General features: G+C 58.7%; 13 protein-coding genes. 8 read left to right on the top strand and 5 right to left on the bottom strand.

The features are described from left to right. Positions 1-132 precede the first annotated feature (132 nt). From LT85_RS01270 to LT85_RS01235, 8 genes are all read left to right on the top strand, one after another. Positions 133-786, top strand: a complete 654-nt coding sequence (locus tag LT85_RS01270; protein ID WP_038484332.1) for a YcbK family protein — start codon at positions 133-135, stop codon at positions 784-786. A 406-nt stretch (positions 787-1192) separates the two neighbouring features. Then, on the top strand, positions 1193-1420 hold the full coding sequence (locus tag LT85_RS01265) for a hypothetical protein (protein ID WP_038484329.1): 228 nt from the start codon (positions 1193-1195) through the stop codon (positions 1418-1420). A 10-nt stretch (positions 1421-1430) separates the two neighbouring features. Next, a complete protein-coding gene (locus LT85_RS01260) occupies positions 1431-2132 on the top strand; it encodes a methyltransferase family protein (RefSeq protein ID WP_038484325.1) in 702 nt (233 codons plus the stop codon). Between the two features lie 344 nt (positions 2133-2476). Beyond that, positions 2477-3103, top strand: a complete 627-nt coding sequence (locus LT85_RS01255) for a helix-turn-helix domain-containing protein (RefSeq protein ID WP_052134521.1) — start codon at positions 2477-2479, stop codon at positions 3101-3103. A gap of 40 nt (positions 3104-3143) precedes the next feature. Next, entirely contained in the window at positions 3144-5081 is a 1938-nt protein-coding gene (locus tag LT85_RS01250; RefSeq protein ID WP_081991903.1) for an aspartyl protease family protein, read from the top strand. Positions 5082-5225: 144 nt separating this feature from the next. Continuing rightward, positions 5226-5519 carry a YciI family protein gene (locus LT85_RS01245; RefSeq protein ID WP_052134492.1) on the top strand — a complete coding sequence of 98 codons (294 nt, stop codon included), beginning with the start codon at positions 5226-5228 and terminating at the stop codon, positions 5517-5519. A gap of 70 nt (positions 5520-5589) precedes the next feature. Then, entirely contained in the window at positions 5590-6555 is a 966-nt protein-coding gene (locus LT85_RS01240) for a Gfo/Idh/MocA family protein (RefSeq protein ID WP_038484316.1), read from the top strand. A gap of 562 nt (positions 6556-7117) precedes the next feature. Then, positions 7118-7546 (top strand): TOBE domain-containing protein, encoded by a 429-nt coding sequence (locus tag LT85_RS01235; RefSeq protein ID WP_038484313.1) that lies wholly within the window; start codon positions 7118-7120, stop codon positions 7544-7546. An 87-nt stretch (positions 7547-7633) separates the two neighbouring features. Here LT85_RS01235 and LT85_RS01230 read toward each other — a convergent pair whose 3' ends face one another. The 5 genes from LT85_RS01230 to LT85_RS27430 form a co-directional block, all read right to left on the bottom strand. Beyond that, positions 7634-8053: a hypothetical protein gene (locus tag LT85_RS01230; RefSeq protein WP_156117391.1), complete on the bottom strand. Its 420-nt coding sequence runs from the start codon at positions 8051-8053 to the stop codon at positions 7634-7636. 107 nt (positions 8054-8160) lie between these two features. Continuing rightward, a complete protein-coding gene (locus tag LT85_RS01225; RefSeq protein WP_038484306.1) occupies positions 8161-8649 on the bottom strand; it encodes a hypothetical protein in 489 nt (162 codons plus the stop codon). 343 nt (positions 8650-8992) lie between these two features. Beyond that, on the bottom strand, positions 8993-10966 hold the full coding sequence (locus tag LT85_RS01220) for a phosphocholine-specific phospholipase C (RefSeq protein WP_038484301.1): 1974 nt from the start codon (positions 10964-10966) through the stop codon (positions 8993-8995). 289 nt (positions 10967-11255) lie between these two features. Next, positions 11256-11651 carry a DOPA 4,5-dioxygenase family protein gene (locus LT85_RS01215; protein ID WP_038484298.1) on the bottom strand — a complete coding sequence of 132 codons (396 nt, stop codon included), beginning with the start codon at positions 11649-11651 and terminating at the stop codon, positions 11256-11258. Between the two features lie 151 nt (positions 11652-11802). Then, positions 11803-13788 carry a zinc-binding dehydrogenase gene (locus tag LT85_RS27430; RefSeq protein WP_038484295.1) on the bottom strand — a complete coding sequence of 662 codons (1986 nt, stop codon included), beginning with the start codon at positions 13786-13788 and terminating at the stop codon, positions 11803-11805. Positions 13789-13882 lie beyond the last annotated feature (94 nt).

Genomic DNA, 13882 nt, shown 5'->3' with positions numbered 1-13882 from the left:
CTGCCACGCTCTCCATTTCCTCAAATGTGCACGCCACGCGCGGTCGCCGTCTAGATGCTTCAATACGTTACAGCGCTACTCAAACACAAGGCGGTGAGATAAAATTCTCCATCCCCTTATATTTGGATTGCCATGTCATCGCGCCGAAAATTCCTGCAAAAGAGTCTGTTCCTGGGTGCCGCCGGGCTCTTTTCTACCGAAGTATCATTCGCGAAATCGACCATCTTCACCAAACCCGCTGTCGCCGATCAGGTCAGCATGGACCCGCCGCCGGATATTTTCGACGCCCAGCTGATAGACATGGATTTCTGGGTGAAGCCGCGCGTGCTCGAAGTAACGCGCCCGGCCAGCGGCGAACACGCCAAGCTGCTGTATTGGAAAGATGGCGAGGTGCAAGACGCCGCCTACCAGGAGTTATGCCATCTGCTGCGCGACGTGCAAGCCAAGAAAACCGAAGCCATCGACCCCAAGCTGTTCGAAACGCTGTGGGGCACGCAAGCCTTTATCGCCCGCTACGGCATGGTCCAGCCGCTGGAAATCCTGTCTGGTTACCGCACTCCTGCGACCAACAACGGCCTGATCGAGAGCGGCGTACCGGCGGCGCGCAAATCCCTGCACCTGGCAGGCCGGGCGGCCGATATCCGCCTGGCGCAGCTGGATGCCGACGTACTCGGCGGCTTGATCCGCAGCTTCCGCCAGGGCGGCGTCGGCTTCTATTACCGGCCCGGCAAGCGCGGCGGCTGGATTCATGCAGATACCGGCCTGGAACGCACCTGGAAGGGCTAAGAACTGTTCGAAATCTGTAGCCTCAGCTACGCTGACTTGGTCGTCAGCGAGGTAAAGAGCCGCGCAAAAAGCGGAGCATACTTGAGTATGTGAGCATTTTGAGCAGCGCATGCGCCCCGTTGACGGCCTCGCAGTAAGATTTCGAATAGGTTCTAAGGTCTTCGCTGCCAGTCACAGGAATGTTTGAAGCCGGGGAAATTCGCGCAGTACTGTACTGCCGTAGTCCATAGCCGGTTCATGAACGCGACGCGGATATGGTCGCTGTTGCGGAAGCTCTGTTCTGCCAGCTGCGCCAGTACAGCGCAATGAAAAACTCACTGGCCGGTGATTGTACAAGTACGGCAAACAGGCCGGCGCAATTTGGCGTAGGCTAGCAATGATGCCGCTGCCAGAAAGGAGAGTTGTCATGCCTGATGCGCATTATTCATTGACCTTGCAAATGCTGGAGTGGATTGCACCGGGATCGCACCGCTACGCCGAGGCGGTCGATGTCTGGAAGACCACTTGTCCGCGCTTCATGATCTGGGAAGATGCCTGTGCTGACGGACTCATTGATGCGCAGCCTGGCAAGGACGGTGTGGTATCTCTGACTGAAAGAGGGATCGCGTTGCTTGCGCAGCACGTCCCCGTATGACGGATAGATCATGACAATCGACTCCAGGAAAATAACAGCTTTTCAAATGCTCTGGCCGCTTGGGTTTCCTTTCGTGTTCCCGGCATCGATGCTATTCATCGCAGGCGATTGGCTTTGGGTCCAGTGCTGGATCTGGGGCGCATGGTTCATCGCCATGTGTTGGAGCGCTACGCTATATCTTTACATCAAAGACCAGGATCTTCTGAAAGAGCGGCTGCAACCCATGAACAATGTCCGCCAGAAGAAAGACGCCACGTATCTCGTGTATCTGTTCGGTTTTCTGTATGTCGTGTGGAGCATCGTCATGCCTCTGGATGCCAGGCGGTATATGTGGACGACAGGCTTCCCGTACTCCCTCGAGGTTCTTGGCGCGCTCCTCCTGCTAGGCGCCTGGTTTCTTATATTCCGCACTTTTTCCGACAACACGTTTGCCTCCGCGCTGGTGCGGGTACAGAGTGAGCGCAAGCAAAAAGTCATTTCAACCGGTGTCTATGGCTTTGTCCGGCATCCCATGTATCTGGGTGCGATTTTGCTTTTCGTCGGAACGCCGCTCTTGCTGGGATCTTTCTGGGGCCTGGTCACGAGTCCGGTTTTTATTTTCCTGCTCGCCGTGCGTACGCTTGGAGAAGAAAAGATGCTCACCGACGAGTTGGACGGCTATGTGGAATACAAGCGCAAGGTGCGATATCGGTTTGTTCCGTTCATTTGGTAGACGCGTGCCATTCGTACCAGTTCTCATCGGGTAGCACGCGTCAAATCGATCCCGCCAAGCACACATAATGCATCACCAGCCGCTACCCATCGCCCACGGCAAACGTATCAATGAACAACAGCGCTTGATCTGCACCAGACCCGCGCAGACGAAGTGATGTTGCGGCGCGTCATCCGCAAGCCGGCAAGCAAAAAATCGGGATAGGCAAACCCAGGGCTGCTACACTTATTGCCGCCGATAAACAAACACGGCAACCTTTACCTCTTGCGGCGAGGCTGAATGTGAGTGCAACCTGTTTTAGTCCGGTACCCTGCCAATTACAACTCCAGCGCGGCGACCATCTCGTGCCGCGCCATCGGCATGACGCCAGCTATCTGGCGCTGGTCCTCTCGGGTAGCTATGAAGAAGCCGGCGACCGCGGCCGCTTCCGGGTAAGCGCCGGCGACATCGTGGTGCATGGCGCATTCGAAGCGCACCTCAACCGCTACCTCTCCGCCAGTGCGCTGATACTGAATATTCCCCTGAACACCTGGCAAGAACCAAGCGCGCCGTTGATGCGGATCGCCGATCCGGATAGTGCGGCGCGGCTGGCGGAGCGCGATCCGCGTGAAGCGGCGGCGTTCGTGCTGTCCGCCATGCACGCCGCGCCCTTGCCGGTGGCCGACTGGCCGGAACAGCTGGCCGCCGACCTGGCGCGAGATCCCCACCTGAGACTGCAGCACTGGGCGCAGGCGCGCGGCCTGGCCGATGCGACCGTTTCACGCGGCTTCCAAAAGGTGTTTGGCGTCACGCCATCTGCCTATCGCGTGCAGTTGCGCGGACGTCTGGCCTGGCGCCGGATTGTCGGCGGCGAGAAATCGCTGTCCGACATCGCCATCGATTGCGGCTTTGCCGACCAGTCGCACATGACGCGCACGGTGTTTGCCGTCACAGGCCGCTCGCCCGGAACATGGCGCAACGAGGTCAAATAGATTCAAGACACGGCCCTCCCCGGTACATCATCATCTGACCATGAAAACACCAATATCTTCGATGGCGCAGGACAGCAGCCGGCGGCCGCATATCAATATTTTGGTACTGGCTTGCGCTTTGGCGTGCGCCGGCGCTGCGCACGGGGCAGAAAGCATGGCCATAGCGCCAGCCTCCGACAGCGCCCAAAGCTCTGACACCACACAGCGCGACGTCGCCAGGATTCTTGCCGCCTACAGGGCAGCCGCCGGCGGCGACGCCTGGCGAGGCAAAGCGACGCTACGAGCGCTGTACGCCTATCGCGGCAACGGCTTGAGCGGCACCGTCACCTCCCTCGCCGATATCCGCAACGGCTGGTTTATCGATGCATCCGATACCGATCCGACCAGCGGGGCCAACGGCTTCGACGGCAAGCAGCCGTGGATGCGCGACCAGTCCGGCGCAGTCACGCCGGAAGAAGGCGGCGACCGTATCCAGCTGGCCGTCAATGAAGCGTATCGGAACGCCAACAGATGGTGGCGTTCCGATAGAGGAGGCGCGAAGATCAACAGTCTTGGACTCAAGCGCGACAGCAACCGCAGCTATGCCGTGCTGCAGGTTTATCCTCAGGGGGGCAAGCCGTTCGAAGCATGGTTCGATCAGCAATCGCATTTACTGGCCAGGGTAGTCGAAGTGCAGTTATTCCTGACCATCACCACCAGCTATGCCGACTACCGCCGGGTCGACGGCGTGATGCTGGCCGGCAGCGTCAAGATCGATAGCGGTACAGGCGGCGATCCCGAATTGCAGACGCTCACGCAAGCGGCATTTCTGCCGGCCCGGCCGGCCAGCGCGTATGCAGCGCCCTCCTGGTCGCGCAGCAATCTCAGCCTGCCCGGCGGCAGCACCACCATTCCGTTCGAACTGCTCAACAACCATGTCTACGCCAAGGTGTTCATCAATGGCAAAGGGCCGTTCCGCTTCATCTTCGACACCGGCGGCCATAACATCCTGACGCCCGCGACCGCCACAGCGGTGGGCCTTGCCCCCAAGGGCGACGCCCAGTCCGGCGGCGCCGGTGAAAAGACCGTCAGCACCGGCTACGTCAAGGTCGGCAAAATACAAGTCGGCGCCATGACCATGAGCGATACGCCAGCCTTCGTGCTGAATTTCAGTTCAGCCAAAACCGAGGGCTACGAAGAAGAAGGCATGATCGGCTTTGAAGTGTTCCGGCGCTTCGTCACCACCTTCGACTACGATGCCCAGACCATCACCTTGACCGATCCCGCTCAATTCTCCCCTGCAGCGGCAGGCACGCCGGTGCCGTTCAAGTTCTACGACCACATGGTGCAGGTGGCCGGCACCGTGGATGGCGTGCCCGCCCGCTTTAATATCGATACCGGCTCGCGTTCCGAGGCGACGCTGACCAAGCCTTTTGTCGATAAATACCAATGGCGCGAGAAACACCCCAACGGCGCACTGGCCATCGATGGCTGGGGCGTAGGCGGCCCGTCCCGCTCGTACGTGGTGCGCGGCAGTGAACTGAGTTTGGGCGGCGTGCGCCAGGAAAACGTCATCAACAGCCTGGCGCTGCAGGATAAAGGCGCATTTTCCGACGCCAACTACGAAGGCAATATCGGCAGCGGCTTCATGAAGCGCTTCATCGTCACCTTCGACTACGGTCGCCAGATCATGTACCTGAAACCGCGCGCCGCGCCGGTGCCTGACACAGCCGCGTACGATCGCTCCGGCATGTGGATCAATGTCGGCAACCAGGCCTTCGAGGTAGTCGACGTCACGCCGAACGGGCCGGCGGCGGCTGCAGGTTTGCGCGTTGGCGACCAGATCGTCGCAGTCGATGACAAGCCGGTTACCGCGAATGAACTTTCCATGTTCCGCCGTCGCCTGCGCAACGATCCGGCCGGCAGCACGGTCAGGGTTTCGGTTCTGTCGGGAACGGAAAAGCGCGATCTGCGGATCATCCTGCGCGACCAGCTTTAAACATGAGTAAAGCATGAATTATTCAGCACGGCAGCGGCGATGATTGACCACTAACAGTGTGGAATGACAAAACTCTATGCGGCTTTTTCCATGGCCGGAGTTTTCGCATACTGGAGGCGTCACAACAACTTTAGTGAGAATGTCATGTATATCCTGAACATCAGCTATAGCCAAGCCCCAGCCGCAGTCCAGCCATATATCCCCAGCCACGGCGCCTGGGTCAAGCAGCACATCGACGATGGCAGTTTCCTGTTTGCGGGGCCCAAGAAGAGCGGCCTGGGCGGCATGATACTGGCCAGCGCCATGCCGAAGCCGGCCCTGCTGGCGTTACTGGCGGGAGACTCTTACGTACAGGCCGATGTGGCCGACTACCAGATTGCCGAGTTCGATTGCAAGATCGCAGCGCGTACGCTGGAAAGCCTGTTGAGCGCGGCATAGGCCGTGCCTTACCAGTTTCCCTGATTTGCGTTATCGTTTCGCCTTGGCGACAACTCACTCAGGGAAACACATGATTCGTTGGGCAATCATTGGCAGCGGCGGCATCGCGGAACGTTTCGCAGATGACTTCCAATACGTACAGGATGCTGAACTGGCCGGCGTCTATTCGCGGCGCATTGAATCTGCGCAAAAATTCGCCGCACGCCATGGACTGGCGCGTAGCTATGCCAGTCTGGATGAACTGCTTGAGGCCGGTCTTGACGCTGTGTATATCGCCACGCCGCATATAGAACATCCTGCCTACGCGATCGCATGCCTCCAGGCAGGGCTGGCGGTGCTGTCGGAAAAGCCGGCCGCGCCTAACCTGGCGCAGCTGGAATCGGTGCTGGCGGTTGCCGAACAACATAAGGTGCTGTTCATGGAGGCCATGAAGCCGGCCTTCTATCCGCTTTACCGACAGATCAAGACGCTACTCGGCGACGGTGCAATCGGCGAAGTCAATTTTGTCGACGCTGGCTTCTCCTACCTGTTCGGTGATCGCACACACAAGGTATTCGATCCGGCCCAGGCTGGCGGCAGCCTGCTGGACATCGGTATTTATCCTGCGTTTCTTGCCTGCGATCTGCTCGGCCCGGCCTTGCAGGTCAAGGCATTGCTGGATATCGGCATCAGCGGTGTCGATGAAATGGCGACAGTTAGCGCCCGGCATGCGCATGGCATGTCGAATTTCTTTTGCGGGATGCGCAGCGCCAGCGACGGCCGTGCTGTGATCGGCGGCAGCAAGGGACATCTGGTGATCGAAGGAAAATGGTGGAATCCATGCAAGGCATTACTAGTGCGGGAATCCGGCGTCAGCGATATTTTATCGGCCGCTTACCTGGGGGATGGCCTCTGCCATGAGACTCAGCATTTCACGAACTTGCTGCGCGATGGAAAGATCCAGAGCGACATCATGCGCTTCGATCTGTCGCGCGCCATGATCCGTACCCTGGACATGGCGCGCGCGGATTCCGATATGCGCTTTCCTTTCGAGTAAAGAATGGCTGGGCATTCTGTCAATACCAGGCAGATGGCCAGCGCTTGCGATGTATGACGCGCCGATAGATCCAGCCGACCAGCGGCAACAGGCTGGCGCAGGCCTTCGCAGTCGGCCAGCACCCGCCGCGCCCATGCCAGCACCCCATCCGGGGTGAAGCCTTCAAAACGGCGGCTGCGCTGCACGATCGTCATTCCCAGCTCTCGCTCTATGCTGCGGATGGCGCCTGACAAGGCCAGCTGCGAAGCATGGCAAGCCAGCGCCTCTCAGCCGAAATGCTTCTCCCGCTCCAGGGTGACCAGATAGGTCGATTGGCGAATGAATGTGGATTTTGTTTGGAATTATCGTTACATATTTGTAAATATAGTGTGATTCACGGCGACCTGTCTGATACGCCTTGCCGTACCTTATTGACCCCCTGCAATCCATCTCTGATATACGCGGAATGGCATACGGAATAACAGGCTGGTATGAACGCCGGCGTCGCGCATTGGAGTAAGATAAAACTCCCTTTTTCCAGATCCTCAAACCTGGCGCTCAATACGAAACCAAGGAATTGAACATGCTTACCAGTGCACGTAATGAATTCGCCGGCAAGGTAACCGCCATCCTTCCGGGTGCGGTGAACGACGAAGTCGAACTGACGCTCGCCGGCGGCGACCGTATCGTCGCGGTGATTACCCGCGAGAGCACCAAATACCTCGATTTGAACATCGGCTCGGAAGCACTGGCGCTGGTCAAAGCACCGTGGGTGATCCTGTCGACGCCGGACGCCGGCATCAAGTTCTCAACCCGTAACCGCCTCGAAGGCACAGTGAAAACGGTCAAGTCCGGCGCTGTGAATACGGAAGTCGAAGTCAGCCTCAAGGGCGGCGAAACGCTGGCGGCGATCATCACCCAGGAAAGCGCACAGGCGCTGGGTCTGGCGGCAGGCAAGCCGGTAGTGGCGATTTTCAAGGCTTCGCATGTGATCGTCGGCGTCAAAGCCTGATTCAAGCAGCAAGTGCTTTTGGCGGCTGGCGGCCTCGTTCCTGAACGGGCCGCCGTCGTCGCGTCAACAATGCGACGTCAATCCGGCTTATTTGCCGAACGTTTTGTTTTGCCGGATCAGGTCGTCACCATTCAAGCGCGCCAGCGTTTTCTCGATCAGGCAATATTTCCGGGTATTTTCTCTCTCCACTGCGACCGTCTGCTTGTCGGCGAACAGTGAACAATCCAGCAGAATCGTCTTTTTCCAGGACACGAAATCGTCGGTGAATGCCTGCCTTTCAGCGCCCGGTAAAATTTGCGCAGTTGCCGCATGCGAATCCGCTGCTGCCTTGCTTTGCGCGTTCAACTCATCGGCCAGGCATGACGACCTGGCTTCATTGCTGGCGTCGGCTGCTGCATAACAAGCTTGGAACTGGCTGGAAAAATCATGACCAGCCGGAGCGGCTATCGAGATCGCGGGCGCTAGCAACAATGCCGCAATAATCACATGACGATAATTTTTCATCATTGCCCTCCTCCGACTGATTCTGAAAGGCAAGAATAGCAGCAAAGTTGCAATGATGGCGCGCCGGGCATTTCCATGCACGCGGCCTGGCGCAAAAATGAGTGCTTGTACTAGTGCTTGTCCGGATCGGGCAACGCTGTTCTCATCTCCTGAACGGCCGGTACTTCCACGGAGACGCGGCTTTCACCCAGCATCTTGATCTGGGCCATCTGGCCGCAACGCAATGTCACGGAATTGCTTGTAATTTTTTCCGGCAACAGATCACTGTCAAAACTCTGTCCTTCAATTACGGTGAGCGAACCGCGCTTGTCATTGTTCAATACAGCGATGCCGGCTTGCCGGTATCCACCCATCTCTACACTGACCAGACGCCATGCATCGAGGCGCTGGATCGAGCAGTCTGCGACGGTCCTGGCAACTGCATTGCCTGGTTTCGCATGCACTGCCGGGACCGGCGTTTCGGGCGCAGCAGCGCCGCTTCCGGGAAGCAGCTCTATTGGCGATTGCGATACCTGTTCGGGCATGGTCACATATACCAGCAATGCGATGAACGCACAGCCGGCCAAACCTAGCCCTATTGCAAATTTCTTCTCGTTCATTCTCTTATCCATAACTTGCCGCCAGCCCGGTGCCGCCGTTCACGCGGTGCATCGGGCCCAACTTCTTCTTAGAACCTATTCGAAATCTTATTGCGAGGCCGTCAACAGGGCGCATGCGCTGCTCAAAATGCTCACATACTCAAGTATGCTCCGCTTTTTGCGCTGCTCTTTACCTCGCTGACGACCAAGTCAGCGTAGCTGAGGCTACAGATTTCGAGCAGGTTCTTAGAGGCTGTTACAAACACAGATGGCTAGGCGCTTCGACGAAGACAGTACGACTAATACGGCTAGTAGGGTGCAGCAAGGGCAACAACGCCAGGTGTGTGTGCAACAGCCTCTTAACTTACCAACGCAATACCGGCGGCCGCGTCAGGCCTTGCTGCCCTTCAGTGTAGCCCACCATCGACTGCATGAAATTGCTGTCGCCGCCCAAGGTGATCTTCAAGTCATACCAGCCATTGGTGGTGGTGAACTGGATGGTCGAGGTCTGCTTCGGCGCTACCGTGATGGTCTGGCTGGTGACGCTGGCTGAGGTGATCCGGTCCAGCAGCGTGAACACCGCGGTATTGGTGGTGCCGCTGTTGTCGAACAAAATAGTCACCGTCTGGCCGACGCCGTTGTTGGTCAACTGCACCTGCGGCTCCGGCTGGCCCTGCCATGCGGTGGCGCTGAGATAGCCTTTGAAACGCCGGTAGAACTGGTTAGGCGCCAGCAGTTCCAGGTCGTAGTAGCCATTGCCGTAGCTGATCACGTGCCAGTAGTCGCGCGAGGTGGCGTTAGCCGCCATGGTGTACATCCATGGATTGTCGCTACGGTAATTATCCACGTTGATTTGCAGCGGCGCCGGCTTGCTGCCGCCGTTGCTCCAGTTGGTCCAGACCTGTTTGTTGGCCAGGTCTTGCGTCAGCCAGCCATTAAGCTGGTACGGCTGCACCCGCAACGGCTTCTGGCCTGCTTCGTAAGGCGGCATGACCGTGTTGGCCGCCGGCGGCACCGGCTTCGGCAAGCTTTGCTGGCTGGTGGCCAGGGTCGCCAGCGCGGCGGTATTCGGCAGCACCGGGAAAGCGGCATTGCTGACGCTGAAGTCGAAACAGGATGTCAGGTCGCCGCAGACGTCACGTCGCCACTGGCTGATATTCGGGCAAGTGACGCCGGTCCATTTTTCCAGAAACTGGATGGTAGAGGTGTGATCGAATACTTCGCTGGCGACCCAGCCGCCGCGGCTCCATGGCGAGCAGACAATGGTCGGCACCCGCGAACCGAGACCGATCGGCACGCCGCTGACGAATTCGTTGGCAGTGCCGGATGGTGGCGTTGGCGTGGTGACGTGGTCGTAGAAGCCGCCGTTTTCGTCATAGGTATAGATGAATACGGTCTTGGCCCAGACTGCGGGATTCGACGCCAGCGCTTGCAGGAACTGGTTCACATAATCGACGCCGACATTCGGTGAGCCGCTAGGGTGCTCGGACTTGGCGGCAGGCGCGACGATCCAGGACACCGCCGGCAGCGTGTCATTGGTGACATCGTTCTGGAAATCCGCCAGCACCCGCGTCTGCACGCCGTTGATGTACAGGGGCGAATTGGTCGGCAGGTTCTGGAACTGCTTGAACCATGCCAGCGCGTTATCGTCGTAATTATCGACTTCCTGGTAAGTGCGCCAGCTGATGCCGGCCGCCTGCAACGCTTCCGGATAAGTCTGCCAGGTCAGCGAACCGTAGGTAAAGCCATTGGTGGTCGCCGGGCCGCCGTTCAATCCTTGCGGATCGATGGTGCCGCTCATCAGGTACAGGCGGTTCGGATTGGTCGAGGTCCGCGCCGAGCAGAAATAGTTGTCGCACAAAGTGAAGGCATCGGCCAGCGCATAGTGATATGGCAGGTCGTTGCGCGTCATGTAGGTGTGCGAATTCATGCCCTTGTTGGGAATCCATTTGTCGCTACGCCCCTTGTTCCAGGCTGCGGTGCCGGTGTTGAGATCATGCGGCACATCCGACAGCCATTGCGCCGAGGCCGTGCTGGAATTCAGACGCCAAGGCGTGTACAAGGCGCCGGTGCTGTCGGCCTGGCTGAACACGTTACGGGTAGTGGCCTGGATGGTCGCTGCGTGGTCGTCATTAAACCCGCGCGCACCCTTGATGGTGCCGAAGTAATGATCGAAGGACCGGTTTTCCTGGCAGAAGATGACGACGTGGCCGACCGAGCCCAGCGTGCCGCTGACGGCAGGCGCCGCCAGCGCTTGCTGGACGGCCGGTGGCAGCATGGTCGCTCCCATTGCTGCCACAGAACCTTTGAGAAATTTTCTACGACTTGAGTGCGCCATGTCATTTCCATAGAGAAAGAAAAGCCAGACTCTATCGACGATGTGTTACCGCTGCATGACCGCAGAGTTACGTATCGATGACGTTTGAGGGTGCAGGAAAAGCACCGCAGGCAATACAGGAAACCGGCTTCGGCAAGATGTCGCAGTGTTAGCGCAATCATGTATCCGCATTCACGCCAAGTTGAATATGCACTCCCTCAGTGACGCGATTGCCGGGGGATCTGCGAACACGGATTTCTCTGCCGGCAGCCGCAACACCGCAGCATAAGAAATTTGCATGAGCTGTATGCTAAAAATCGGTTTTCCCGAAACGGGCGACGCCCTTGTTCATGCCCGGAGGATCAAGCGGCGCGAGATCAAGTTCGATTGGTTCTCCGATCCATTGCGCCAGGCTGGTGTGGTCGGCGAGATCGTCATCGGTGAGCGGATGCACCAGCGCGGTCAGTCCCGATGATTCAAGAATCGGGACAATGACGCCGAGTTTTTCTTTTGTAAAATGGATTTCGAATTGAGGAATAGGATGCGGCCCCACTTTGCGGTCGCGCAGCTGTCCGACAAAAAGAATCGGCGCAATACCTGCCGCTTCTTTCAGTTCGCCCAGGCGACGATGCAAATCTTCAGCGACGGCGCGATGTGCAAGCGTGTAGTAGATATGTGCATGGTAAGGAGCGGCTTTGTCGTTCATATTATTGGCACTTTCCAGATTGTGGGCGGACAAGCTATTTTACCGATAGCGGAACTCGTGCGGTTGAAACAACAGCCTCAGAGGCGCTCCCGGAATCCGGGGAGGATCTATGGCTTTCTTGCTCCTCCCCGCATCGCTCTTATCACTGGTCTCAAAACAGAATGACAGTTTTACCTGCGCCATGCCCGGTTTTATTTTTTTCGATGGCTGCTGCCGCCTGCGCCACCGCGACCACGTCGTCCATCAGGACTTGCAATTTTCCTTGGGCGACTTGTTCGGCAAACCGGGCCAACTGGACAGAATCCGGACGCATTGCGAACCAGCTTCCTCGTTTCCCTGCGGGGATGGCAGCGACGATTTCCGGTGCGGCCGTGCTGACGATCCGGCCTTTGGCCGACAGCACATCCCATGAACGCTGCAAGGTCGCACCACCCACCAGATCGAGCACCAGGTCGATATCGGCGGCACGTTCCCAGAAAGCGCTTTCTTGATAGTCGACCACTTCATCGGCGCCAAGGCTGCGCAGCAGACCGGCATTGACGCCGCGCGCGGTCGCCACCACACGGGCGCCGGCCTGCCGTGCAAACTGCACGGCAAAGCTGCCGACCGCACCCGCCGCACCGTGGATCAGCACCGTCTCGCCCTTCTGCAAGCCGCCCGCCTCGAACAACGATTGCCAGGCAGTCAAGGCGGCGACCGGCATCGCCGCCGCCCGGACGTCGTCCAGCCCGGCCGGGATGGCCGCGATTTTATCGGCACTCACCAGCACGTAATCCGCATACGCGCCCAAACCGCCGAGCGCGGCCATGACGCGCGTACCTGGAGCGAATCCGCTCACGCCGGCCCCGGCCTCGACGATTTCACCGGCAAACTCCAGCCCCAGCGTTGCGGGCAGCGGCAAAGGAAAAGCGTCGCGCACCAGGCCGTCGCGTATTTTCCAATCCAGCGCATTGACGCCGGCAGCGCGCACCCGCACCACGACTTCACCTTCGCCGGCAACCGGCACCGCCAGCATATCCAGCTGCACAGCTTCCGCTCCGCCATAGGCGTGAATTCGCAAAGCGCGCGTGTCCGTATGCTTCGGGCTCGCCGGATAATCGATATAGCCGGCCGCTCCGGGGGCATAAAACAGTGCTGGATCCGGCTGGTTCAGCGGAGCATCAAGCGCCAAACGCTGCGGCAGATCCGGGTTGGCAAGGAAGGCGCTGCCGAACACTGCGGCGTCGGCCTGGCCGCTGGCGATGCGTTGTTCGGCGCTTGCCTTGGACAGACCGCCGCCAAGCAGGTAGACGCCTTTGAACAAAGGACGCAGCAGGCTGTGATAATCAAAAGCGGCCTTGGAGCTTGCCACATGCAGGTAGGCCAGCTTCAGGCCTGACAACTGTTCGATCAGATAGCTGTACGTCTGCACCGGTTCATCGTCCTTGAGATCGTTGAAACCCATCTCCGGGCAGATCTTGATGCCGACCCGGTCACTGCCGATGGCATCACTCATCGCAGCCAGCACTTCCAGGATGAAGGTCGCGCGTTTCGCGAGCGAACCGCCGAAGCGGTCATTGCGGTGATTAGTGCCTGAAGACAGGAACTGCTCCGGCAGGTAGCCCGAAGCCGCATGCAGTTCGACGCCGTCGAATCCAGCCTCGATTGCAAGCCGCGCAGCATTGGCGTACTCCGCGATGACGGCCTCGACTTCTTCGGTGCCGAGCGCGCGTGGTTCAACGAAATCCATCAGCCCGGCTGCGGTAAACGACTGGCCCGCAGGCCTGATCGCCGATGGCGCCACCGGCAACGCGCCGCCAGGCAACATCGATGGATGCGAAATGCGGCCGCTGTGCATCAGTTGCAAGAAAATCAATCCGCCGCCGGCATGCACTTCGTCGACCACTTTCTTCCAGGCCGCACCTTGCTCTGCGGTGCTAATGCCTGGCGTGCGGACATAGCCCTTGCCCATCGGCGAAGGGAAGACGCCTTCGGTAATGATCAGCCCTGCGCCGGCGCGCTGACCGTAGTAAGTGACCGCCATCGGCGACGGCACGCCGCTGGCGTCATCGGCGCGGGAACGTGTCATTGGCGCCATGACAAGGCGATTGCGCAGTGTGTTGCGGCCGATTTGCAAACTGGAAAATAAGGTAGACATGGTTTTCTCTCATGAAGGTTGGTGACGGCTTCATCATCGGTCGTTTCTTCAATGGGATAAATAGCTTAAACTGAATTCACTGATCCATTAATGG

It is taken from the genome of Collimonas arenae (genome assembly GCF_000786695.1).
Classification (GTDB): Bacteria; Pseudomonadota; Gammaproteobacteria; order Burkholderiales; family Burkholderiaceae_D; genus Collimonas; species Collimonas arenae_A.
The sequence above is the reverse complement of the archived record's forward strand: the minus strand, read 5'-3'. Positions and strand labels throughout refer to the sequence as shown.

What these genes read in the sequence shown, in the direction of transcription:
- LT85_RS01270 (WP_038484332.1), top strand. Translation starts at nt 133, where the DNA reads ATGTCATCGCGCCGAAAATTCCTGCAAAAGAGTCTGTTCCTGGGTGCC.
- LT85_RS01265 (WP_038484329.1), top strand. Translation starts at nt 1,193, where the DNA reads ATGCCTGATGCGCATTATTCATTGACCTTGCAAATGCTGGAGTGGATT.
- LT85_RS01260 (WP_038484325.1), top strand. Translation starts at nt 1,431, where the DNA reads ATGACAATCGACTCCAGGAAAATAACAGCTTTTCAAATGCTCTGGCCG.
- LT85_RS01250 (WP_081991903.1), top strand. Translation starts at nt 3,144, where the DNA reads ATGAAAACACCAATATCTTCGATGGCGCAGGACAGCAGCCGGCGGCCG.
- LT85_RS01245 (WP_052134492.1), top strand. Translation starts at nt 5,226, where the DNA reads ATGTATATCCTGAACATCAGCTATAGCCAAGCCCCAGCCGCAGTCCAG.
- LT85_RS01240 (WP_038484316.1), top strand. Translation starts at nt 5,590, where the DNA reads ATGATTCGTTGGGCAATCATTGGCAGCGGCGGCATCGCGGAACGTTTC.
- LT85_RS01235 (WP_038484313.1), top strand. Translation starts at nt 7,118, where the DNA reads ATGCTTACCAGTGCACGTAATGAATTCGCCGGCAAGGTAACCGCCATC.
- LT85_RS01230 (WP_156117391.1), bottom strand. Translation starts at nt 8,053, where the DNA reads ATGATGAAAAATTATCGTCATGTGATTATTGCGGCATTGTTGCTAGCG.
- LT85_RS01225 (WP_038484306.1), bottom strand. Translation starts at nt 8,649, where the DNA reads ATGAACGAGAAGAAATTTGCAATAGGGCTAGGTTTGGCCGGCTGTGCG.
- LT85_RS01220 (WP_038484301.1), bottom strand. Translation starts at nt 10,966, where the DNA reads ATGGCGCACTCAAGTCGTAGAAAATTTCTCAAAGGTTCTGTGGCAGCA.
- LT85_RS01215 (WP_038484298.1), bottom strand. Translation starts at nt 11,651, where the DNA reads ATGAACGACAAAGCCGCTCCTTACCATGCACATATCTACTACACGCTT.
- LT85_RS27430 (WP_038484295.1), bottom strand. Translation starts at nt 13,788, where the DNA reads ATGTCTACCTTATTTTCCAGTTTGCAAATCGGCCGCAACACACTGCGC.